Genomic DNA, 22,969 nt, shown 5'->3' with positions numbered 1-22,969 from the left:
AAATCAATTCACGATAGTGAAAAGACAACAGGAGCGCATCATGCTGAACACACCCGCCGACAAGTATCAACCCTACCCGACCCTTTCCCTGCCCGACCGCCGCTGGCCGGAGCAACGCATTACCCGCGCGCCGCGCTGGCTCTCAACCGACCTGCGCGATGGCAACCAGGCCCTTGCCGAGCCGATGGACAGCACCCGCAAGCTGCAGTTCTGGGATCTGCTGCTGGGCTGCGGATTCAAAGAAATTGAGGTGGCTTTCCCATCCGCCTCGCAGACGGACTTCAACTTTGTTCGCCAGCTGATTGAAGAGAACCGTATCCCGGATGACGTCACGATTCAGGTATTAACCCAGGCGCGGGAAGATCTCATCCATCGCACTTTCGAATCCCTGCGCGGCGCGAAACAGGCCACCGTGCATCTGTATAACGCCACCGCCCCGCTGTTCCGCCGCCTGGTGTTCGGCATGGAGAAAACGCAAGTCGTCGAGCTGGCGACGCGATCCACGCGGCTTATTCGTCAGCTGTGTGAAGAGAACCCGGACACCCGCTGGCAGTATGAGTATTCCCCGGAGACCTTCTGCTTTACCGAGCCGGAGTTTGCGCTGGAGATTTGTGAAGCCGTGGCGGAGATCTGGCAGCCGTGCGACGAACGGCCCATGGTGATCAACTTACCCGCAACCGTCGAAGTGAGCACGCCGAACGTCTATGCCGACCAGATCGAGTATTTCTGTCGCCACTTCAGCCGCCGCCGGGATGTCTGCATCAGCGTGCATCCGCATAACGACCGCGGTACCGGCGTCGCCAGCGCCGAGCTGGCCGTGATGGCGGGCGCAGACCGCGTGGAGGGCTGTCTGTTTGGTAACGGGGAGCGCACGGGCAACGTCTGCCTGGTGACGCTGGCGATGAACCTCTACAGCCAGGGCGTCAGCCCGAATCTCGACTTTAGCGATATGAACCGGGTCGTGGAAGTGGTGGAAGCCTGCAACCAGCTGCCGGTGCATCCGCGCCACCCGTGGGCCGGACGACTGGCCTATACCGCCTTCTCCGGCTCGCACCAGGACGCGATCAAAAAAGGCTTTGATGCCCGCAGGCCTGGCGATCGCTGGGAGATGCCGTATCTGCCCGTCGATCCGCAGGACATCGGCTGCACCTACGAAGCGGTGATCCGCGTAAACAGCCAGTCAGGGAAAAGCGGCAGCGCGTGGCTGATCGAACAGAATCATGGACTGAAACTGCCCCGCGCCCTGCAGCAGGATTTCAGCCAGCACGTGCAGCAGGAAACCGATCGCCACGGAAAAGAGATGACGCACAATGCGCTGTGGCAGCTGTTCCGCACCCGCTACGGACTGGTAGCCACGCCGCAGTTTGCCCTGCAATCCTACCGCAGCGACAGCCAGCAGGACGGCCAGCTGCGTTTGACGGCAAGCATCGCTACGCAGGGGGGAACGCGTCAGCTGGAAGGTCAGGGTAACGGTCTGCTCTCCGCCGCCGCTCACGGCTTAAGCCGCTGGGACAACGCCCCGTTCGTGATTAAGGATTATCACGAGCATACGTTAGGAGAACGCAGCGACAGCCGCTCGGTGGCCTACATCCGCTGCCTGTTCCAGGACGGGAGCAGCCGCTGGGGCGTGGGCATCGACAGCGACGTGGCGCGCGCGTCGCTTCAGGCGCTGTTTAACGCCGTCAGTCGTTCTTAAAGTAATCGCTGGGTGAGACGCCCACCACCCGGCGAAACATTGCCGTAAAGGCGCTGTGGCTGCCGTAACCCAGATCAAGCGCCACGCGCAGTACCGGCTGGCCCTGCGCCAGCCGCACTAAGGCTTCCAGCAGGCGCGCCCTTCTCAACCACTCGCCGTAGCTTAATCCCGTCTGCTGCTGAAAATGGCGGTTCAGGGTGCGTTCGCTCATGTTCATCATGCTCGCGGCCTGCGCGCTGCCCCAGCTCTCCCCCGCGTTTTGGCGGATTTGCAGACACAGGTGGCGTAACGCCTCGCTTTCCGGCTCCGGCAGATGAAACGGCAGCACCGGCATGGTGCGGATTTCATCGAGAATGAGTTCATAGACGCGTTCATCCCGGCTGCCGGGCGAGTACGATTCAGGTAAAGCAAGAGAGACGAGGATCAGCTCGCGCAGCAGCGGCGCGATCTGCACGATCTGGCAGGTGGCCGGGAGGTCGGCCCGCGCCAGCGGATCGACAAACAGCGTTCGCGCCGCCACGTTGCCGGTGATGCGAAGCGAGTGGCGGGTCCCCGCCGGCAGCCAGACGCCGCGACCGGGAGGCACAACCCAACAGCCCGATGCGGTATCGACCCGTACCACGCCGCTCAGGGTGTGCAACAGCTGTGCGCAGTCGTGCTCATGCCACGGCTCGCTGTCGCCATGCACGTAATCATGGGCAAACGGAACGAGGGGACGATGGGTAAAGGAGAAGGTTGCGGTTGTGGTCATGGAACCACCCTCACCCTACCCTCTCCCGTTGGGAGAGGGAAAAGGTGCACTAGATGTGCAATTCCTGCAGTTTTTCTTTTGGCAGGGCCAGCTCTTCGTTGCTGTTCACGCGAACGTCACGCTCGATGATGTGACGCGCGATCTCCTGCGCTTCTTCCAGAGAGTGCATCTGGTAGGTCCCGCACTGGTAAACATTCAGCTCAGGGATTTGGTTCTGCTCTTTCACCTTCAGCACGTCTTCCATCGCCGCTTTCCACGCATCAGCGACGCGTTTCTCTTCTGGCTGGCCAATCAGGCTCATGTAGAAACCGGTACGGCAGCCCATCGGAGAGATGTCGATGATCTCAACGCCGTTGCCGTTCAGATGGTCGCGCATGAAACCAGCGAACAGGTGTTCCAGGGTATGAATGCCTTTCTCCGGCATCACTTCTTTATTTGGCACGCAGAAACGCAGATCGAAGACGGTGATCGTGTCGCCGTGCGGGGTGTGCATGGTCTTAGCCACGCGTACTGCAGGTGCTTCCATACGGGTATGGTCGACAGTAAAGCTATCTAATAACGGCATACGTCACCTCCGATAGTGATTTTTTTTAAAATAAACTGAACTCTTCTACAGAATGCACGTCTGAGTATATGAAAGACGCGCATTTGTTATCATCATCCCTGAATTCAGAGATGTATATTTTGGCCACAGCGATGTGGCCTTTTTCTTTTCTGCTTAAGCCTGCTTCGCCAGAAACGCCTCAAACGACTCGGTATCCGCCGCTTCAACCTCTTTCTGACGCACCACGGACGCATCGCGTTCCGCGGCAAAATCTGCTTCGCTCAGCACTTCTAACGGCTCCTGCATCAGCATCTCACGGTACGCCGCTGAGAGTGAACGCCCCGTGCCGCCAATGCCCTGATCGATCATAGAACGCAGAATACGCGCTGAGAACGTCAGTTCCGGATTATCAAAACATTCCACCAGCTGGTCGCAGATCTGTTGATACGCGTCGCCGCCGTCAATGCTGTCCATTGTGCGGGCAACACGCTTCAGATCGCGGAACAGATCTTTGCCGACTTTGGTCAGCGGGAACTGTGCCGTTTCGCAGCCAATACCCAACGTCAGGCCCGGCTTACGCCCTTCCAGAATCACGCGATTCCAGTTTGTACGGGTACAGAGCAGTTCGTCTGAACTCATTTCCGGCGCATCCGCCAGCACGCACCAGACCATAAACAGATCCAGGAAGCGAATCTGCTGCTCATCAACGCCAATCGGTGAGAACGGGTTGATATCCAGCGAACGCACTTCAATGTATTCGATCCCGCCGCGCTGCAGCGCATCCGACGGGGTTTCACCGCTGCGCGTTACGCGCTTAGGACGAATAGGCGCATACAGCTCGTTTTCAATCTGCAGCACATTGCTGTTGATTTGCAGGCGCTTGCCGTCTTTTTCGAGGCCGATTTTCTCGTACTCTTCCGACGGGGTTTTGATCGCCCGCTTCAATCCTGCCACATATTCGTGCAATTCGTTAAACGTAATACCGAGATTGCTTTGCGATTTATTGGTATAACCGAGATCGCTCAGGCGCAGAGAGGTGGCGTACGGGAGATAGTACATTCCGCACTCGGTCTTCTCGAACGGCAGCGTGGTCGGTTTCCCCTGCAGGAACGAAGAACAGATCGCCGGGGAGGCACCAAACAGATACGGGATCACCCAGCCGAAACGGTAATAGTTGCGGATCAGGCGGAAGTAGCCTTCAGAGATCGCATCTTTATCCGTTTCACCGCATTTCGCCTGCCAGAACGCCATTGGCAGCGAGAAGTTATAATGCACGCCCGAGATCGTCTGCATCAACGCGCCGTAGCGGTTTTTCAGCCCTTCGCGATAGAGCGTTTTCAGCCGGCCGATATTTGACGTGCCGTACTGCGCCAGCTCAATCTCCTGGCCCTGCTCGATATAGCACGGCATGCTGAGGGGCCACATACGTTCGTCGCCGAGATTGCGCGCGGTGTAGCGATGGATATCGCGCATAATCGTCAGCATATGATCAATATCACCCTCTACTGGGGTAATGAACTCCAGCAGCGCTTCAGCGAAATCGGTTGTGATCCATTTATGTGTCAGCGCCGAGCCTAACGCCTTCGGGTGACCCGTCGTCGCTAAGCTACCGTCCGCGTTAACGCGCAGCGTTTCACGCTCAAGACCACGCTGAATACCCTTCAATGCCTGAGGGTGGTTTTCCAGCCAGGCCAGCGCCTGAGATACGTCCGGGATCAAATTGACCTCCCGCCTGTCAAAGTAATGTTACTCAGCATAATTGTAATGGTTGACGATTGAAGGTCGCGTATTCATTCCACCAATTAGTGCCACCACGTCATACCCTGTAGTGTTGCCCACGCCACGAGAACATAGCGCAACGCCTTGCCAAGGCACAAAAAAAAGAGCACCGGTCCCCAGGAGATGCGCATCCATCCCGCCAGCAGACACAGTAAATCGCCTATTACAGGCATCCAGCTTAATAACAGCGTGGCAGCGCCATAGCGTTTTAGCCAGCCGACTGCCTTTTCCTGCCAGCGCGATTTTTCGCGCAGCGGAAAGAAACGCCCAAGAATAACGTTAGTCAGCCCTCCAAGGCTATTACCCATTGTTGCTATTAATACAAGCAGCCAGGGCTGACTCACGCCGGACAACAGCATCGCCACCAGCACCACTTCCGAATTTCCCGGTAACAGCGTGGCGCTTAAAAAACTGCTGGCGAATAATGAGGCAAGTGACAGCGCGTCACTCACAGTAAGCGCACGTCCACCGCATCCATTCCGGCATCACGCGCGGCCTGGATACCGAAATCGGCGTCTTCAAACACGACGCATTTTGCCGCCGGGACGCCCATTAACTCTGCGCAAAGCAGGAAGGTGTCCGGTGCGGGCTTGTGATGTTTAACATGATCGGCGGCGACTACGGCAGAAAAATAGTGGCGCAGGCCAAGATGGTTGAGCAAAGCTTCAGCAATCGCGCTTTCACTGCCTGTTCCTACCGACATCGGGCGGCGCCCGTACCACTCTTTTACCACATCAATAAGCGGCAGAGGGCGTACGGTATCTAAAAGCATGGCTTTTACCGCATCGGTTTTTTCGCGCGCGAGCAGGTGCGGGTCGAGATCGGCCTGATTCAGTTCAATCACGGCCTGCGCAATACGCCAGGTGGGGGATCCGTTGAGGGCAATCATCGACTGAAGATCGAAACGCATGCCGTAGCGGCCCAGGACGTCAGTCCAGGCTTGACGATGCGTAGGTTCGGTATCCAGGAGAGTGCCGTCCATATCGAAGATCAAACCGTCATACTGTGCGTACATCGTGCTCTCGCTAAACGATTAACAAAGCATTACTTTATCGTAAATGGTGATTTTTGTCGCTGATTGAGAAGTCATAACTACGAGAGTGATTAAGAACTAAACATCGAAGGGAATAACAGAAGAGATGGTGCATCCGGGAGGATTCGAACCTCCGACCGCTCGGTTCGTAGCCGAGTACTCTATCCAGCTGAGCTACGGATGCATCGGGATTTACTACTGTACTGCTCGATATTCATATCACTTCTAAAGTGATATGAAGTAATAGATGGTGCATCCGGGAGGATTCGAACCTCCGACCGCTCGGTTCGTAGCCGAGTACTCTATCCAGCTGAGCTACGGATGCATCAGGGTACTGCTTTCAGAAATAGTAAATGGTGCATCCGGGAGGATTCGAACCTCCGACCGCTCGGTTCGTAGCCGAGTACTCTATCCAGCTGAGCTACGGATGCATCGGGATTTACTACTGTACTGCTCGATATTCATATCACTTCTAAAGCAATATGAAGTAATAGATGGTGCATCCGGGAGGATTCGAACCTCCGACCGCTCGGTTCGTAGCCGAGTACTCTATCCAGCTGAGCTACGGATGCAAAATGGCGGTGAGGCGGGGATTCGAACCCCGGATGCAGCTTTTGACCGCATACTCCCTTAGCAGGGGAGCGCCTTCAGCCTCTCGGCCACCTCACCACACAACGCCTCTTTCGAGTGCTTCGAGTTACTCGTTAAGAGCTTCTCGTCGCTGCGTGGCGCATATATTACTTTCTGGGACTTATAAGTCAAACAATTTTCCAAAAGCTTTTATCGTTTGCACAAATCACACGCAATTCGCATGTAAAAGCCGCAAAGAGGGTGTTTTATAAGCGGATTTTGCAGGCATCTTCACAGAAAACCTTTGCAGAAATGGCGGCGTAAGGGCGAGTTTAAGGTAACGGAGTGGTTAAAAAGAGAGCGTTTGAAATTAAACGGTAACGTTGAGCAGGAAAAATGACAGGAGGGTTGCGTCTCGCCCGACAGCGAGACGCGACAATATCAGTAACTGGACTGCTGGGATTTTTCAGCCTGGATACGCTGGTAGATCTCTTCACGGTGGACAGATACTTCTTTAGGAGCGTTAACACCAATACGTACCTGGTTACCCTTTACCCCTAAAACTGTCACGGTGACCTCATCCCCAATCATGAGGGTCTCACCAACTCGACGAGTCAGAATCAGCATTCTTTGCTCCTTGAAAGATTAAAAGAGTCGGGTCTCTTGTATCCCGGCATTATCCATCATATAACGCCAAAAAGTAAGCGATGACAAACACGTAAAGTGTAAGCAGTCACGGCATCACATTCTGTTAAACGTAAGTTTAGCCGATATACACAAACTCAACCTGACTTTATCGTTATCGATAGCACAGTGAACAAGACGCCATAACGTTACCGCTATGGCGTCTGCTTGTGCTTTGTAGTTATTACAGTTTCGCGCTTACCCAGCTTTCAACGCTGGCCAAAGCTTGCGGAAGTGCCGCCGCATCCGTACCACCGGCTTGCGCCATGTCCGGACGACCGCCACCCTTGCCGCCCACCTGCTGAGCGACCATACCAATCAGTTCCCCTGCTTTTACGCGGTCGGTCACATCCTTAGAGACGCCCGCAATCAGAGAAACCTTACCTTCTGCCACTGTCGCCAGCACGATAACGGTAGAACCAAGCTGGTTCTTGAGATCGTCGACCATAGTACGCAGCATCTTAGGCTCAACGCCCGCCAGATCGCTGACCAGCAGTTTGACGCCCTTAATGTCTACAGCCTTGCTGGAGAGGTTTGCACTCTCCTGCGCCGCAGCCTGCTCTTTCAGCTGCTGCAGCTCTTTTTCCAGCTGACGCGTGCGATCCAGCGCAACGCGCACTTTCTCGCCCAGGTTCTGGCTATCGCCTTTCAGCAGCTGCGCGATGTCGTGCAGCTGATCGCTCTGCGCATGCAGGCTCGCAATCGCACCTTCACCGGTCACCGCTTCAATACGACGCACGCCTGCCGCCGTACCCGATTCGGAAACAATGCGGAACAGGCCGATGTCACCGGTGCGCGATGCGTGCGTACCGCCGCACAGCTCGGTAGAGAAGTCGCCCATGCTCAGCACGCGAACGCGGTCGTCATATTTCTCACCAAACAGCGCCATCGCACCTTTTTTCTTCGCGTCCTCGAGCTCCATGATGTGGGTCTCGATTGGCAGGTTACGACGGATCTGCGCGTTCACCAGATCTTCCACCGCGCGGATTTCAGACGGTTTCATCGCTTCAAAATGCGAGAAGTCGAAACGCAGCACTTTGTCGTTAACCAGAGAACCTTTCTGTGTAACGTGGGTACCGAGTACGTCGCGCAGGGCGGCGTGCATCAGGTGGGTTGCAGAGTGGTTCAGACGAATGCGCGCGCGGCGAGCTTCATCAACGTTAGCCTGTACGCCCTCGCCCACTTTCAGAGAACCGGAAACCAGTTTGCCCTGGTGACCAATCGCCTGACCGTATTTCTGGGTGTCGCTGACGCTGAAGCTGAAACCGTTGCCTTTCAGTTCGCCTTTATCGCCAACCTGACCGCCGGATTCCGCGTAGAACGGCGTTTTGTCCAGAATGACAACCGCTTCCTGGCCCGCGCTGATGCTGTCCACGGCTTTACCGTCAACAAACAGGGCGGTCACTTTGCCGGTCAGTTCCAGCGCGTCATAACCTTTGAATTCAGACGCGCTATCAACGCGGATCATCGCGTTGTAGTCTGCACCGAAACCGCTGGATTCACGCGCACGACGACGCTGCTCTTCCATCGCGGCTTCGAAGCCCGCTTCGTCAACTTTGATGTTACGCTCGCGGCAAACGTCCGCCGTCAGGTCAACCGGGAAGCCGTAGGTGTCGTACAGGCGGAAAGCGGTTTCGCCATCCAGCGTGTCGCCCTTGAGTTTCGCCAGCTCTTCGTCCAGCAGCGCCAGACCGCGCTCAAGTGTACGCGCAAACTGCTCTTCTTCGGTTTTCAGAACCTGCTCTACCTGCGCCTGCTGGCGTTTCAGCTCATCACCGGCAGCACCCATCACGCCAATCAGTGGCCCAACGAGTTTATAGAAGAAGGTGTCCTTCGCGCCCAGCATGTTGCCGTGACGGATGGCACGACGAATGATACGACGCAGCACGTAGCCACGGTTTTCATTCGACGGGATAACGCCGTCGGCAATCAGGAACGCACAGGAACGAATGTGGTCCGCGATAACGCGCAGCGATTTGTTGTTCAGGTCGGTCGCGCCGGTAACTTCGGCAACGGCTTTGATCAGGGTGCTGAACAGGTCAATCTCGTAGTTGGAGTTGACGTGCTGCAGAACCGCGGCAATACGCTCCAGACCCATACCGGTATCAACGGAAGGCTTCGGCAGCGGCTCCATCGTACCGTCGGCCTGACGGTTGAACTGCATGAAGACGATGTTCCAGATCTCAATATAGCGATCGCCGTCTTCTTCCGGGCTGCCCGGAGGGCCACCCCAGATGTGGTCGCCGTGATCGTAGAAGATCTCGGTGCACGGACCGCAAGGGCCGGTATCACCCATCTGCCAGAAGTTGTCAGACGCGTATGGCGCGCCTTTGTTATCGCCGATGCGAATAATACGCTCGCGCGGGATCCCGACTTCTTTTTCCCAGATTTCGTAGGCTTCGTCATCGGTTTCATAGACGGTAACCCACAGACGCTCTTTCGGCAGGTTGAACCAGTTTTCACCGGTCAGCAGTTCCCACGCGTATTGAATGGCATCGTGTTTGAAGTAGTCGCCGAAGCTGAAGTTACCCAGCATTTCGAAGAACGTATGGTGACGCGCGGTGTAACCGACGTTTTCCAGGTCGTTGTGTTTACCGCCCGCACGCACGCAACGCTGTGAGGTTGTGGCGCGGGAATAATTACGCTTGTCGAGACCAAGGAACACATCCTTGAACTGGTTCATCCCGGCGTTGGTAAACAGCAGAGTCGGATCGTTATTCGGTACCAGGGAGCTGCTGGCAACAACCTGGTGTCCCTTACTATGGAAAAAATCGAGAAACGCCTGACGGATCTCAGCGGTGCTCTTGCTCATAATTATCCTGAAATCAAGCTAACGAAATGTCGTAGCCAGCCTGTATCGGTAAACCGTTGGACAGACCAGCTACTGGAAAAAGTGGGAATAAGATAAGTTTTCTTTAGTGGGAAGTAAAATCCCGCATGCGTTCAATCGGCAAAATTACGCCAGATATCCTGAATATCTTCCATGAGAAAGCCGCGATAGAGCAAAAAGCGCTGGATTTTGACTTTTTCTGAAAATTCACGCGGCAGCGGTTCGCCGTATTTACGAATCGCCTGTTCTCTGGCCAGCTCGCACCAGTCAGTATCGCATTCGCGCATCGCTTTTTCGATGGACTCCCGGGCCACCCCTTTCTGGTTCAGCTCCTGCCGGATGCGCGCGGGCCCATATCCTTTACGGCCGCGGCTGGCGAGAAACCGTGAGGCAAAGCGCTCGTCATCGAGATAATGATGCTCATAGCACCAGGCAATCACGCGGTCATAATCTTCCGCGGTGGCATCAATCTCTTCCGGCCCGTTTTTACTCATCACCGGAGCCGACAGTTTGCGCCGCAGCTCCTGTTCACTGTGGTCACGAACAGCCAGGATGCGCACCGCACGGTCCAGTAAGCGTGCATACGCCGGTCGACGTTTTGTCGGTTCACTCATAAAAAACCTGCTGGTTCAGAAATGCAAAAAGGGCCGCATCCGCAGCCCTTCATTTTTAGACGAAAGAATTAAAAGTCTTCGTTAGTTTCTTCAGCATCCGCGGCATCCACCACGAAATCAGGTTTAGAGTCCTGGTTGTTCAGCAGAAGCTCACGCACCTTCTTCTCAATCTCTTTCGCCGCAGCCGGGTTCTCTTTCAGCCAGGAGATCGCGTTCGCTTTACCCTGACCAATCTTGTCACCGTTGTAGCTGTACCAGGCGCCCGCTTTTTCAATCAGCTTCTCTTTCACGCCCAGGTCAACCAGCTCGCCGAGGAAGTTGATCCCTTCGCCGTAGAGGATCTGGAATTCAGCCTGTTTGAACGGCGCGGCGATTTTGTTCTTCACAACCTTCACGCGGGTTTCGCTACCGACCACGTTCTCGCCCTCTTTCACCGCGCCGATACGGCGGATATCCAGGCGGACAGAGGCGTAGAATTTCAGTGCGTTACCGCCGGTAGTGGTTTCCGGGTTACCGAACATCACACCAATTTTCATACGAATCTGGTTGATGAAGATCAGCAGCGTGTTGGACTGCTTCAGGTTACCCGCCAGCTTACGCATCGCCTGGCTCATCATTCGTGCCGCGAGGCCCATATGAGAGTCACCGATTTCACCTTCGATTTCGGCTTTTGGCGTCAGTGCGGCAACGGAGTCAACCACGATAACGTCAACGGCACCAGAACGCGCCAGCGCGTCACAAATTTCCAGCGCCTGCTCACCGGTGTCCGGCTGAGAACACAGCAGGTTGTCGATATCCACGCCCAGCTTGCGAGCATAAACAGGGTCCAGCGCGTGCTCGGCATCGATAAACGCACAGGTTTTACCTTCGCGCTGTGCCGCAGCGATCACCTGCAGCGTCAGTGTGGTTTTACCGGAGGACTCTGGCCCGTAGATTTCTACGATACGGCCCATAGGCAGACCGCCAGCGCCCAGCGCGATATCCAGAGAAAGCGAACCGGTGGAGATGGTTTCCACATCCATGGAACGGTCTTCACCCAGGCGCATGATGGAGCCTTTACCGAATTGCTTTTCGATCTGGCCCAGTGCTGCCGCCAACGCTTTCTGTTTGTTTTCGTCGATAGCCATTATTACTCCTGTCATGCCGGGAGAAGCGACTGTGCTTCACCGTGGATTTCTGTTCTGTTGGTGCAATTATACTGTATGGTCATACAGTATCAAGTGTTTTGTAGAAATTGTTGCCAGAGCGTTTTTAACGCATAAACGGTTGCCTGACGACGCACGCTTTCGCGATCGCCGCTGAAGCACTCCCGGCGGGTGATACCTTCCCCTTTGGAGGTGGCGAACCCAAACAAGACGGTGCCGACAGGCTTTACGTCGCTGCCGCCGTCCGGGCCCGCAATACCGCTAATGGAAATCGCGTAATCTGCCCGCGCCTCTTTGAGCGCGCCAATAGCCATCTCGATTACCACCGGTTCGCTGACCGCGCCATGCTGTTCAAGCGTGGATTCACGCACGCCAATCATCTGTGCTTTAGCTTCGTTACTGTAGGTCACAAAACCGCGTTCAAACCAGGCGGAACTGCCGGCAATATCGGTAATCGCTTTCGCCACCCAGCCGCCGGTGCAGGATTCCGCAGTGGTGATTGTCGCGCCACGCTGCTTCAGCGCAAGGCCAACGATCTCGCTAAGCTGCATCAATTCATGGTCAGTCATTCTCGCTCCAGGCATCAGAAAAACGTGCTGCACAAGATAGCACTTTCTCGTCAGATGTGGGGATGCACTTCAGGTTTTACGAGGGGGCTTCAGAAAAAAGCCGGTACGGACGCACCGGCGGTGGAAAGGTTATTTCATGCTCTCAGCGAGGGTGTTCACATTGTGGCGAAACGCCTTAACGTAGGTGTCAGCCACCCCACCTTTTGCCGACAGCGCTTCGGGGTAAAGCTCGCCCCCGGGCTGTGCGCCCGTCGCCGATGCAATCTGTTTCACCAGACGCGGATCGAGCTGATTTTCCATAAACCAGGTTTTCACGCCGTCGGCTTTAATCTGATTGATAATCTCGGCGACCTGCGCCGCGCTGGCTTCGCTCTCAGACGACAGCCCCTGCGGCGCCATAAACGTCACGCCGTAGGCGCGGCTGAAATAGCCGAACGCGTCATGGCTGGTCAGCACTTTACGCTTCGCCGGCGGGATCTGGCTAAAGCGCGTTTTGGCCCAGTTATCCAGCTGGCTGAGCTGCGCGATATACGTTTTGCCAGAGGCTTCCAGCGCGGCTTTGTCCTCAGGATCGGCTTTCACCAGCCCGTTCAGGATATTTTGTGCATAGAGCGCCCCGTTCGCCGCGCTGTTCCACGCGTGCGGATCGGTAACGGTCTTTCCATCTTCCTCAAGCGTGTGGGTTTTCACCCCGGTTGAGGCGACGACCAACTGCCCTTTGAACCCGGAGGCTTTTACCAGACGATCAAGCCAGCCTTCCAGCCCCAGGCCGTTAACCACCACCACATCAGCCCTGCTCAGCGCCGCGCTGTCTTTCGGCGACGGCTCGAAGGTATGCGGATCGCCGTCCGGCCCCACCAGCGTTGTCACCTTCACATGGTCACCGCCTACCTCCTGGGTGATGTCCCCCAGTATCGAAAAGCTCGTCACCACATTCAGCGTTTTCGCCATCACGCCGTGCGACATCATCCCCAGCGCGAGCGCCACTACAAATCCTGTACGTTTCATCGTTTCCCCTTGCGTTAAAAAAGCACGCGCAGCCTGCTGCGTGTGCCGAATAAAACAGAGATAAAGAACAGCGTGCTGGCGGTGAGCACGATGGACGGCCCGGCCGGTAAACTCATCGCCCAGGAGAGGCTCAATCCCAGCCATGCGCAGAAGATACCGCTGATACCCGCCATCAGGAGTAAGGCAGGTAACGTGCGCACCCAGCAGCGTGCCGCCACGGCCGGAAGCATCATCAGCCCGACGGCCATCAGCGTGCCGAGCACCTGAAAACCGGCTACCAGGTTAAGGACCAGCAGCGCCAGAAACAGTCCGTGCAGCAGCCCAGGCAGCCAGCGGGCGTTCACCTGTAGCCAGGCGGTATCAAAGGCTTCTGTGACCAGCCCGCGATAAAACAGCGCCAGCGTGATAAGGGTGAACATACACACGCCCGTGACAAACAGCGCGGCGTCGTTGTCCACGGCGAGGATGGAGCCAAACAGCAGATGCAGCAGATCGACATTCGACCCGCGCAGCGACACCAGCGTGACCCCCAGCGCCAGCGAGCCAAGATAAAACCCGGCAAAGCTGGCATCTTCTTTCAGCGGCGTGCGTCGACTGACCAGACCGGCCAGCAGCGCCACGGTAATTCCCGCTATAAAACCGCCAATACTCATCGCCAGCAGCGACATACCGCTGAGCAAATACCCCACGGCGACACCCGGCAAAATGGCGTGAGAAAGGGCATCGCCCATCAGGCTCATCCGACGCAGCTGAAGAAATACGCCGAGCGCGGTGGTGCTGACGGAGAGCGCCAGGCAAACCACCAGCGCGCGACGCATAAAGCCGTACTCAATAAACGGCTGAAAAAAGAGATGCCAGATCATGCCACCCTCACCCGCTCGGTTTTCCACTGGGGAATGTCAGCATCCAGCCGCAGCGTCTGCGGAAAATGGCGCGACACGCGCTCGCTGTCGTGCAGTACCGCGAGCAGCGTTTGCCCCTGCATATACATCTCCAGCATCAAATCCATCAGCACGCTGCAGGTGGCTTCATCGACCCCGGTAAAGGGTTCATCCAGCATCACCAGCGGCGCCTGCTGCACCAGGACGCGGGCAAACAGCATGCGCTGAAACTGACCGCCGGAGAGTTCATCAATGGTGGATAACGCCATGGACTCAAGCCCAACACGCTCAAGCGCGCTGGCAATGCGCCGCCGCGTTTCGCGACGAAACCCGGAAAAAAGCGAAATACCCGGCCAGAAGCCCATGCTTACCACGTCCTGTACGGTCAGCGGAAACTGCGCCTCCAGCGCGTGACGCTGTGCCAGCCAGCCGATGACCGGGCGCTTACTCTGCCATCGGAAGCCGCCGCTGACGGGAGGAATAAACCCCGCCAGCGTTTTCAGCAGCGTGGATTTCCCGCAGCCGTTAGCGCCGATAATGGCGGTCATGCTGCCGCGTTCAATGGTGCCCGAGAGGGGCCGCGTAACGGGCTGGCGTTCATAACCCGCGACCAGTTCGTTCATCACGATCATGGCAATGCCACCGCCCAGCGCACGGCCAGCCCGATAAAGACAACAAGCACCAGCGCCAGCAAAAGCCGAACCAGAGCAGACAGAGAAAAAAGGGACGTTGACATGTCGACACCGCATTAAATGTTATAACATAACAATAATGAAAGGCGGTTAAGATGTAAATGGCGGGTTTGAAAAGGGAGTGTGGCGAAATGTTTCTGAAGAATTTCCCTCTCCCGTGGGAGAGGGTCAGGGTGAGGGCATCAGGCCGCACCGTGCGTGCAGCCATGCCGGGTGGCGGCGTTGCCTTACCCGGCCTACCCGTCTGAGCAACTTACTGACTAAACGGTGACGCCGCCGGCACGCGGGCCTGAGACACCGCCAGCCCCAGCTGCCATACGGCCATCGCATAGTGAGTGCTGTGGTTATAGCGGGTGATGGCGTAGAAGTTCGGCAGACCGTACCAGTACTGATAGCCCGTACCGACATCCAGACGCAGCAGGCTTGCCTGTTGCGCGTTGCCCAGCGGCTGCGTTGGCGTTAGGCCTGCAGCTGCCAGCTGCGAAATGCTGTAGTTGGTTTTGAAGCCGTTTTCCAGCCCCGGCGCCTGACCGTTCGCCTGCACCGCCACCTGGCCGCCCGGCACCCAGCCGTGTGCTTTGAAGTAGTTCGCCACGCTGCCGATGGCATCCACCGGATCCCACAGGTTGATATGACCGTCCCCGTTAAAGTCGACGGCATATTGTTTATAGGAGGACGGCATAAACTGGCCGTAGCCCATCGCGCCGGCAAACGACCCTTTCAGATCGAGCGGATCGTCCTGCTCGCTGCGCGCCATCAGCAGGAAGGTTTCCAGCTCGGAAGAGAAATACTCCGCGCGGCGCGGGTAATTAAAGGAGAGCGTCGCCAGCGCGTCGAGGATGCGGGTTTTCCCCATCACGCGGCCCCAGCGGGTTTCCACGCCGATAATCCCGACGATGATTTCCGGCGGTACGCCGTACACCTGCCACGCGCGGTTGAGCGCATCTTCATACTGATTCCAGAACACTACGCCGTTTTGCACGTTGTCCGGGGTAATAAACTGTTTGCGATAGCGCAGCCACGCGCCGTTCGGCCCGCTCGGCACCTGGGCGGTTGGTGCCTGCCTGTCCATCAGGCGCAGCACGTAGTCCAGACGCTTGGCCTGAGACAAAATTTCGTGCAGCTGCTGTCTGTCAAAGCCGTGCTTGCTCACCATTTTATCGATGAACTGCTCGGCCGCCGGGTTATTCGCGAAGTCGCCGCCCATCTGCATCATATTGTGCTGCGGCTCCAGCAGGAATCCTCCGGAAGGCGCGCCCGCCGTTTGCTGAACGGCTTCAGTCTTAGGTTTGCTACTACAGGCAGACAGCAGAATAAGCGCAGGCAACAGCGCTGCATAACGACGCTTGAACATGAGACATCCATTTAACGGGTTCGATAAGAACCCAGTATGGTAAAGCATCCGCAACACCTCAAGGAAGCGGTACGCGCCTCCCCCACGCAAATCCGCGCTTTTTTCCACCGAAAATCATTCGCCCCACCAATAAACTTTCAAAATAATACATTTTTCTTTCATTGTGAGATCTAATTAACACTTTAAAACCTTTCAAAGTGATTATTATTAACCGCAGTCAGACAAAAACAAAAAAGCCCCACAGGAGAGAAGAATGATAGAAACCATCACCCACGGCGCCGAGTGGTTCATCGGGCTGTTTCAGAAAGGCGGAGAAGTGTTCACCGGCATGGTGACCGGGATCCTGCCCCTGCTGATCAGTCTGCTGGTGATCATGAACGCGCTCATTAACTTTATCGGCCAGCAGCGCATTGAACGCTTCGCCCAGCGCTGTGCCGGGAATCCGCTGTCCCGCTACCTGGTACTGCCGTTCATCGGCACCTTCGTGTTCTGCAACCCGATGACCTTAAGCCTCGGTCGCTTCATGCCGGAAAAGTACAAGCCGAGCTACTACGCCGCCGCCTCCTACAGCTGCCATTCCATGAACGGCCTGTTCCCGCACATCAACCCCGGCGAACTGTTTGTTTATCTCGGGATCGCCAGCGGCCTCACCACCCTTGGCCTGCCGCTCGGCCCGCTCGCGGTGAGCTACCTGCTGGTCGGTCTGGTCACCAACTTCTTCCGCGGCTGGGTGACCGATCTCACCACCGCCATTTTTGAGAAAAAAATGGGTATCCAGCTTGAACAGAAAGTCCAACTTTCAGGAGCCACAGCATGAACCGGATCCGCATTGAGAAAGGCACGGGCGGCTGGGGCGGCCCGCTGGAGTTCGACGCCACCGAAGGCAAAAAGATCGTCTACATCACCGCAGGGACGCGCCCGGCGATCGTCGACAGGCTGCGCGAGCTGACCGGCTGGAAAGCGGTCGACGGCTTCAAAGAAGGCGAACCGCCGGAAGCGGAAATCGGCGTGGCGGTGATCGACTGCGGCGGCACGCTGCGCTGCGGTATCTATCCGAAGCGCCGCATTCCGACGGTGAATATTCACGCCACCGGAAAATCCGGCCCGCTGGCGCAGTACATCCTTGAGGACATTTATGTCTCAGGCGTGAAGGAGGACAACATCACGCTGGTGAATGGCACTGCCCCGCCGCAAAAAGCGGCCCCGCGCGAGTACGACACCAGCAAGAAAATCACCGAGCAGAGCGACGGCCTGCTGGCGAAGGTCGGGATGGGCATGGGTTCCGCCGTGGCGGTGCTGTTCCAGTCCGGGCGCGACACCATCGACACGGTGCTGAAAACCATCCTGCCGTTTATGGCGTTCGTCTCGGCGCTGATCGGCATCATCATGGCGTCCGGCCTGGGGGACTGGATTGCCCACGGCCTCGCCCCGCTCGCCAGCCACCCGCTCGGGCTGGTGACGCTGGCACTGATCTGCTCCTTCCCGCTGCTGTCGCCGTTCCTTGGCCCGGGTGCGGTGATTGCCCAGGTCATCGGCGTGCTGATTGGCGTGCAGATCGGTCTGGGCAACATTCCCCCGCACCTCGCCCTGCCCGCCCTGTTTGCCATTAACGCTCAGGCAGCGTGCGACTTCATCCCCGTTGGGCTGTCGCTGGCGGAAGCGCGCCAGGACACCGTGCGCGTGGGCGTGCCGTCCGTGCTGGTCAGCCGTTTCCTGACGGGCGCACCAACGGTGCTGATTGCCTGGTTTGTCTCCGGCTTTATTTATCAATAAGAGGTTCCTGCGATGACCGTGATTTACCAGACCACCATTACCCGCATCGGCCAGAGCGCGGCTGACGCGCTGAGCGACCAGATGCTGATCACCTTCCGCGAAGGCGCCCCGGCGGATATCGAAGAGTTTTGTTTTATCCACTGCCACGGCGAGCTGAAGGGCGAGCTGAAGGCCGGGAGCCAGCTTGAGCTGGGCGAGGCGCGCTATGCCGTCACCGCCGTCGGCGACGTCGCCGAGCAAAACCTGCGCGAGCTGGGGCACATCACCCTGCGTTTCGACGGCCAGCCGCAGGCCGAATATCCCGGCACTGTTCACGTGGCGGGCCCGGTTCCGCAGGCTGTCACCCCAGGCTGCACGTTAAAATTTGTTGCGTAATTTAAGGAGAAACACATGAGTCAGGTTGCCGTTGTCATTGGTGGAGGACAAACCTTAGGCGAGTTCCTCTGCCGTGGGCTTGCCGCAGAGGGCTACCGCGTGGCGGTAGTGGACATTCAGAGTGAAAAAGCCGCCCGCGTGGCGGACACCATTAACACCGAGTTTGGCGAAGGGATGGCGTACGGGTTTGGTGCCGACGCCACCAGCGAGCAGAGCGTGATGGCGCTGGCCCGCGGCGTGGACGAGATTTTTGGGCGTACCGACCTGCTGGTCTACAGCGCGGGGATTGCGAAAGCGGCCTTTATCAGCGATTTCGAGCTGGGAGACTTTGACCGCTCGCTACAGGTGAATCTGGTGGGCTATTTCCTCTGCGCCCGCGAGTTTTCCCGTCTGATGATCCGCGACGGCATTCAGGGGCGCATCATTCAGATCAACTCCAAATCAGGGAAAGTGGGCAGTAAGCACAACTCCGGCTACAGCGCGGCGAAGTTTGGCGGCGTGGGGCTGACGCAGTCTCTGGCGCTGGATCTGGCCGAGTACGGCATTACCGTGCACTCCCTGATGCTGGGCAACCTGCTGAAATCGCCGATGTTCCAGTCCCTGCTGCCGCAGTATGCCACCAAGCTCGGCATCAAGGCTGAGGAAGTGGAGCAGTACTACATCGATAAAGTGCCGCTGAAGCGCGGGTGCGATTATCAGGACGTGCTGAACATGCTGCTGTTTTACGCCAGCCCGAAAGCCTCGTACTGCACCGGGCAGTCGATTAACGTCACCGGCGGGCAGGTGATGTTCTGATCGAGCGGTTTGTTCCCCCTCACCCTAACCCTCTCCCACCGGGAGAGGGAACAAAACAAGGAGTCAATATGGTAACCGCACTCATCACCGTCGCCGCCCTCGCCTGGATTTGCCAGATGGCGTTTGGCGGCTGGCAGATCCACCAGTTTAACCGCGCGTTTGACGCGCTGTGTCAGAAAGGTCGCGTCGGGGTCGGGCGTTCCGGCGGGCGCTTCAAACCGCGCGTGGTCGTCGCCGTTGCGCTGGATAAAAACAATCACGTCTGCGATTCCCTCATCATGCGCGGCATGACCGTCTTCGCCCGTCCGGCGAAAATCCAGGCAATCAACGGCATTTCGCTGCAGGAATTACGGCCTGATGTGATCTTTCCCCATGATCCACTCTGTCAGAATGCACTATCATTAGCGCTTAATCTGAAACATGGATAATTTCGTTGTGAAAGCTATAGGCTTGCGAAATTATCATTTCGCAACCTAAGGAACGAAGCGCCTATGAAACCTCGTCAGCGGCAGGCGGCCATTCTCGAACATCTGCAAAAGCAGGGAAAATGCTCGGTAGAGGATCTGGCCCACTACTTTGACACTACCGGCACGACAATACGCAAGGACCTGGTATTGCTCGAAAACTCTGGCGCCGTTATTCGAACCTACGGCGGCGTGGTGCTCAATAAGGACGAAACGGACCCGCCTATCGACCACAAAACGCTGATCAATACCCACCAGAAAGCGCTGATTGCCGAAGCCGCCGTCAAATTTATCCACGATGGCGATTCCATCATTCTGGATGCAGGCAGCACCGTCCTGCAGATGATCCCGCTGCTCAGCCGCTTTAACAACATCACGGTGATGACCAACAGCCTGCACATCGTCAACGCCCTGTCGGAGTTCGACAGCGAGCAGACCATCCTGATGCCCGGCGGCACCTTCCGCAAAAAATCGGCGTCGTTTCACGGCCAGCTGGCGGAGAATGCCTTCGACCACTTCAGCTTTGATAAACTGTTTATGGGCACCGACGGCATCGACCTGAACGCGGGCGTTACGACGTTCAACGAGGTTTTCAGCGTCAGTAAAGCCATGTGCAACGCCGCGCGGGAAGTGATTTTGATGGCAGACTCGTCGAAGTTTGGCCGCAAAAGCCCCAACATTGTCTGTAGCCTTGAAAGCGTTGATAAGCTGATTACCGACGCGGGTATCGACCCGGCGTTCCAAAAAGCGCTGGAAGAGAAAGGAATCGACGTGATCGTAACCGGAGAGAGAGATGAGTGATTTTCTGTTAGAAACGGGCCGCCAGACGCTGATGCTGGAACTGCAGGAAGCCAGCCGCCTGCCGGAACGTCTGGGCGAGGATTTTGTCCGCGCCGCCAACACCATTATCCACTGCGAAGGCAAAGTGATCGTGGCGGGCATCGGTAAATCCGGCCATATAGGCAAAAAGATTGCCGCGACCCTCGCGAGCACCGGCACCCCGGCGTTTTTTGTGCATCCGGCAGAGGCGCTGCACGGCGATCTGGGGATGATTGAAAGCCGCGACGTGATGCTGTTTATCTCCTACTCCGGTTCGGCCAAAGAGCTGGACCTGATTATTCCGCGCCTGCAGGAAAAATCGGTCGCCCTGCTGGCGATGACCGGCAAATCCCGCTCGCCGCTGGCGCTGGCCGCCAAGGCGACGCTGGATATTTCCGTTGAGCGTGAAGCCTGTCCGATGCACCTCGCCCCAACCTCCAGCACCGTTAACACCCTGATGATGGGCGACGCCCTGGCAATGGCGGTGATGCAGGCGCGCGGCTTTAACGAAGAAGATTTCGCCCGTTCACATCCGGCGGGCGCGCTCGGCGCACGCCTGCTCAACAAGGTTCACCACCTGATGCGCACCGACGATGCCATTCCGCAGGTCAAACTCGATACCAGCGTCATGGACGCGATGCTGGAACTCAGCCGCACCGGTCTGGGGCTGGTAGCGGTCTGCGATGACAGCGGGAGCGTTAAGGGCGTGTTCACCGACGGCGACCTGCGCCGCTGGCTGGTGGGCGGCGGCAGGCTGGAAACCAAAGTGTCGGACGCCATGACCAAAGGCGGGCTGACGCTGAACGCCGAGAGCCGCGCCATTGAAGCCAAAGAAGTGCTGATGAAGCGCAAAATCACCGCCGCACCGGTGGTGGATGATTCCGGCAGGCTGTGCGGCGCCATCAACCTGCAGGATTTCTATCAGGCCGGCATTATCTAACCCTTCAGTCCCAGACGCTTCGCCAGCCTGTGCAGGTTGGCGACGTCCATCTCCAGCGCCCGCGCGCACGCCGCCCAGCTGCGGTTATTCTGCTCCAGCGCGCGGGTAATCATCTGACGCTGAAACGCCTCAGTGGCTTCGCGCAGATTTTCATTCACCGTTTCTGGTAGAGCCTGGGCGATTGCCGGTGCGGTTTCATCCTGCAGCGCAAAATGCCGCGCGTGGATCACAACTTCGTCACCCGAAGGCGTCGCCCGCGCCAGCACCACCGCGCGGTGAATCGCGTGCTCCAGCTCGCGCACGTTCCCCGGCCAGCCGTAGCTGAGCAGATGCGACCTCGCACCCGGGCTCAGCACCACGCGGGCAAGCCCCATCCTGAGACGGCACAGCTCGCAGAAAAAGCCCGCCAGCAGCACCACGTCGTCCCCGCGCTCGCGCAGCGGTGGCACGGTAAGCGGGAACACGCTCAGGCGATGGAACAGGTCGGCGCGGAACTGCCCTGCCACCACCGCTTCACGCAGGTCGCGGTTCGTTGCCGCCAGCACGCGAACGTCCACTCTGTGGCTTCGGTCATCCCCCACGCGCTGGATGTCGCCGTACTGCAAAACGCGCAGCAGCTTGGCCTGCAGCGACAGGGAGAGCTCGCCGATTTCATCCAGAAACAGCGTGCCGTTATCGGCCATTTCGAACTTGCCGCTGCGGTTGCTGATGGCCCCGGTAAACGCCCCTTTAACGTGACCAAACAGCTCGCTTTCCGCCACGCTTTCCGGAAGCGCGGCGCAGTTGAGGTACACCAGCGGGTTCACCGCGCGCGGCGAGGCTTCGTGAATGGACTTCGCGACCAGCTCCTTGCCGGTGCCGGTTTCCCCGAAGATCAGCACGTTTAAATCTGAGGCGGCAACGATCTCAATCTCTTTTTTGAGCTGCGCCATGCCCGGAGAAAGGCCGATCATCTCCGTTTGCGTCACCTGCTCAAACGCCGCCGGGCTGCCGGGAAGAATGTTCTGGCTCTCCAGCTGTTCAATCAGCAGGGCATTGTTCAGCGCCCCGGCGGCCAGGGCGGCAATCAGGCGCAGCTCTTCGTCGCTAAAGGTGTCGAACTGGTCCGGCGACAGGCCGTCGAGGGTCAGTGCGCCAATCAGGTTTTGTCCGGCAAACAGCGGCAGGCCGATACAGGCATGCACCTTCAGGCTCTCCTGTCCGGGAATAAGCCCGTCGTACGGGTCGGGCAAGTCGCTGTCCGCCGGGAAGCGCACCACGTCACCCGCGCGGGCGATGGTTTCCAGACGCGGATGGCCCTCAAGGGTAAAACGCCGCCCGAGCACGTCCTTCGCCAGCCCGTCGATAGCCAGCGGAATAAACTGCCGCCCCTCGTAGCGCAGCAGCGCCGAGGCGTCGCACGCCAGCACGTGGCGCAGCGTGGAGATCAGCCGCTGAAAGCGGTCCTGATGGCCGATACCGGTCTGCAGCTCAATGGCGATCTTCGCCAGCACGTCTACGGAAAAGCTCATAGAGACCTCGCTGTCATTTTGACAATGCATGTTGTCATATTGACACTACTCTGGATAGTCATAATGACTACCCATTACGGATCATAAAAATATTAATTAAGTAAAATCAATAAATTAAAAACTGGCACGCAAATTGATATAG

Annotated in this window: 23 protein-coding genes and 5 tRNA genes; 8 read left to right on the top strand and 20 right to left on the bottom strand. The window is 57.4% G+C overall.

Annotated elements, in window-relative coordinates:
* The first annotated feature begins 40 nt into the window (after window positions 1-40).
* Window positions 41-1,696 carry a 2-isopropylmalate synthase gene (gene leuA, locus UTM25_RS14315; RefSeq protein WP_194401178.1) on the top strand — a complete coding sequence of 552 codons (1,656 nt, stop codon included), beginning with the start codon at window positions 41-43 and terminating at the stop codon, window positions 1,694-1,696.
* Here the strand turns inward: leuA and UTM25_RS14310 are convergent.
* The 19 genes from UTM25_RS14310 to mltB form a co-directional block, all read right to left on the bottom strand.
* The gene (locus tag UTM25_RS14310) at window positions 1,683-2,447 is read right to left on the bottom strand and encodes an AraC family transcriptional regulator (protein WP_194401179.1); all 765 of its coding nucleotides are present in this window, start codon (window positions 2,445-2,447) and stop codon (window positions 1,683-1,685) included. The two genes, leuA and UTM25_RS14310, sit on opposite strands and share 14 nt — an antisense overlap.
* 49 nt (window positions 2,448-2,496) lie before the next feature.
* Window positions 2,497-3,012: an S-ribosylhomocysteine lyase gene (gene luxS / locus UTM25_RS14305; RefSeq protein ID WP_008499539.1), complete on the bottom strand. Its 516-nt coding sequence runs from the start codon at window positions 3,010-3,012 to the stop codon at window positions 2,497-2,499.
* A gap of 153 nt (window positions 3,013-3,165) precedes the next feature.
* On the bottom strand, window positions 3,166-4,710 hold the full coding sequence (gshA, locus tag UTM25_RS14300; protein ID WP_194401180.1) for a glutamate--cysteine ligase: 1,545 nt from the start codon (window positions 4,708-4,710) through the stop codon (window positions 3,166-3,168).
* A gap of 83 nt (window positions 4,711-4,793) precedes the next feature.
* Window positions 4,794-5,222, bottom strand: a complete 429-nt coding sequence (locus UTM25_RS14295; RefSeq protein WP_008499541.1) for a YqaA family protein — start codon at window positions 5,220-5,222, stop codon at window positions 4,794-4,796.
* Window positions 5,219-5,785: a fructose-1-phosphate/6-phosphogluconate phosphatase gene (gene yqaB / locus UTM25_RS14290; protein ID WP_194401181.1), complete on the bottom strand. Its 567-nt coding sequence runs from the start codon at window positions 5,783-5,785 to the stop codon at window positions 5,219-5,221. Before yqaB ends, UTM25_RS14295 begins: the two co-directional genes overlap by 4 nt.
* Before the next feature lie 125 nt (window positions 5,786-5,910).
* Window positions 5,911-5,987: transfer RNA gene (locus UTM25_RS14285), tRNA-Arg, on the bottom strand.
* A gap of 64 nt (window positions 5,988-6,051) precedes the next feature.
* Window positions 6,052-6,128, bottom strand: a tRNA-Arg gene (locus UTM25_RS14280).
* Between the two features lie 29 nt (window positions 6,129-6,157).
* Window positions 6,158-6,234: transfer RNA gene (locus UTM25_RS14275), tRNA-Arg, on the bottom strand.
* 64 nt (window positions 6,235-6,298) lie between these two features.
* Window positions 6,299-6,375 (bottom strand) — tRNA-Arg (locus UTM25_RS14270).
* A 4-nt stretch (window positions 6,376-6,379) separates the two neighbouring features.
* A tRNA-Ser gene (locus UTM25_RS14265) sits at window positions 6,380-6,472 on the bottom strand.
* 342 nt (window positions 6,473-6,814) lie between these two features.
* Window positions 6,815-7,000 (bottom strand): carbon storage regulator CsrA, encoded by a 186-nt coding sequence (gene csrA, locus UTM25_RS14260; RefSeq protein ID WP_000906486.1) that lies wholly within the window; start codon window positions 6,998-7,000, stop codon window positions 6,815-6,817.
* A 241-nt stretch (window positions 7,001-7,241) separates the two neighbouring features.
* Window positions 7,242-9,869: an alanine--tRNA ligase gene (alaS, locus tag UTM25_RS14255; protein ID WP_194401182.1), complete on the bottom strand. Its 2,628-nt coding sequence runs from the start codon at window positions 9,867-9,869 to the stop codon at window positions 7,242-7,244.
* A 131-nt stretch (window positions 9,870-10,000) separates the two neighbouring features.
* Complete coding sequence (recX, locus tag UTM25_RS14250; RefSeq protein ID WP_194401183.1) at window positions 10,001-10,501, bottom strand: recombination regulator RecX; 501 nt, start codon at window positions 10,499-10,501, stop codon at window positions 10,001-10,003.
* 68 nt (window positions 10,502-10,569) lie between these two features.
* The gene (gene recA / locus UTM25_RS14245) at window positions 10,570-11,628 is read right to left on the bottom strand and encodes a recombinase RecA (protein ID WP_023308943.1); all 1,059 of its coding nucleotides are present in this window, start codon (window positions 11,626-11,628) and stop codon (window positions 10,570-10,572) included.
* A gap of 89 nt (window positions 11,629-11,717) precedes the next feature.
* The gene (gene pncC / locus UTM25_RS14240; protein WP_194401184.1) at window positions 11,718-12,215 is read right to left on the bottom strand and encodes a nicotinamide-nucleotide amidase; all 498 of its coding nucleotides are present in this window, start codon (window positions 12,213-12,215) and stop codon (window positions 11,718-11,720) included.
* Between the two features lie 129 nt (window positions 12,216-12,344).
* Window positions 12,345-13,223 carry a metal ABC transporter substrate-binding protein gene (locus UTM25_RS14235; RefSeq protein ID WP_194401185.1) on the bottom strand — a complete coding sequence of 293 codons (879 nt, stop codon included), beginning with the start codon at window positions 13,221-13,223 and terminating at the stop codon, window positions 12,345-12,347.
* 14 nt (window positions 13,224-13,237) lie between these two features.
* Window positions 13,238-14,086 (bottom strand): metal ABC transporter permease, encoded by an 849-nt coding sequence (locus UTM25_RS14230; RefSeq protein WP_194401186.1) that lies wholly within the window; start codon window positions 14,084-14,086, stop codon window positions 13,238-13,240.
* Window positions 14,083-14,736 (bottom strand): metal ABC transporter ATP-binding protein, encoded by a 654-nt coding sequence (locus UTM25_RS14225; RefSeq protein WP_194401187.1) that lies wholly within the window; start codon window positions 14,734-14,736, stop codon window positions 14,083-14,085. Before UTM25_RS14225 ends, UTM25_RS14230 begins: the two co-directional genes overlap by 4 nt.
* A gap of 313 nt (window positions 14,737-15,049) precedes the next feature.
* Window positions 15,050-16,150, bottom strand: a complete 1,101-nt coding sequence (gene mltB / locus UTM25_RS14220) for a lytic murein transglycosylase B (protein WP_194401188.1) — start codon at window positions 16,148-16,150, stop codon at window positions 15,050-15,052.
* A 253-nt stretch (window positions 16,151-16,403) separates the two neighbouring features.
* Here mltB and srlA point away from each other — a divergent pair, with 253 nt between their 5' ends.
* From srlA to gutQ, 7 genes are all read left to right on the top strand, one after another.
* Complete coding sequence (gene srlA / locus UTM25_RS14215) at window positions 16,404-16,967, top strand: PTS glucitol/sorbitol transporter subunit IIC (RefSeq protein ID WP_025757117.1); 564 nt, start codon at window positions 16,404-16,406, stop codon at window positions 16,965-16,967.
* Window positions 16,964-17,923, top strand: coding sequence for a PTS glucitol/sorbitol transporter subunit IIB (locus UTM25_RS14210; protein ID WP_194401189.1), 960 nt, complete (start codon window positions 16,964-16,966; stop codon window positions 17,921-17,923). The genes srlA and UTM25_RS14210 overlap by 4 nt, the downstream gene beginning before the upstream one ends.
* 12 nt (window positions 17,924-17,935) lie before the next feature.
* The gene (gene srlB / locus UTM25_RS14205) at window positions 17,936-18,298 is read left to right on the top strand and encodes a PTS glucitol/sorbitol transporter subunit IIA (RefSeq protein WP_023308951.1); all 363 of its coding nucleotides are present in this window, start codon (window positions 17,936-17,938) and stop codon (window positions 18,296-18,298) included.
* 15 nt (window positions 18,299-18,313) lie between these two features.
* Complete coding sequence (gene srlD, locus UTM25_RS14200; RefSeq protein ID WP_023294411.1) at window positions 18,314-19,093, top strand: sorbitol-6-phosphate dehydrogenase; 780 nt, start codon at window positions 18,314-18,316, stop codon at window positions 19,091-19,093.
* Between the two features lie 68 nt (window positions 19,094-19,161).
* Window positions 19,162-19,521, top strand: a complete 360-nt coding sequence (gene gutM, locus UTM25_RS14195) for a transcriptional regulator GutM (protein WP_194401190.1) — start codon at window positions 19,162-19,164, stop codon at window positions 19,519-19,521.
* 63 nt (window positions 19,522-19,584) lie between these two features.
* Window positions 19,585-20,358 (top strand): glucitol operon DNA-binding transcriptional repressor SrlR, encoded by a 774-nt coding sequence (gene srlR, locus UTM25_RS14190; protein ID WP_194401191.1) that lies wholly within the window; start codon window positions 19,585-19,587, stop codon window positions 20,356-20,358.
* A complete protein-coding gene (gene gutQ, locus UTM25_RS14185) occupies window positions 20,351-21,316 on the top strand; it encodes an arabinose-5-phosphate isomerase GutQ (protein WP_047743952.1) in 966 nt (321 codons plus the stop codon). The genes srlR and gutQ overlap by 8 nt, the downstream gene beginning before the upstream one ends.
* On the opposite strand, the gene norR is transcribed toward gutQ, so the two are convergent.
* Window positions 21,313-22,827, bottom strand: coding sequence for a nitric oxide reductase transcriptional regulator NorR (norR, locus tag UTM25_RS14180; protein ID WP_194401192.1), 1,515 nt, complete (start codon window positions 22,825-22,827; stop codon window positions 21,313-21,315). The genes gutQ and norR overlap by 4 nt on opposite strands.
* Window positions 22,828-22,969 lie beyond the last annotated feature (142 nt).

The organism is Enterobacter sp. 61D5 (assembly GCF_034107965.1).
Taxonomy (GTDB): domain Bacteria; phylum Pseudomonadota; class Gammaproteobacteria; order Enterobacterales; family Enterobacteriaceae; genus Enterobacter; species Enterobacter cloacae_M.
This window is presented reverse-complemented; position numbering and strand designations above follow the sequence as displayed.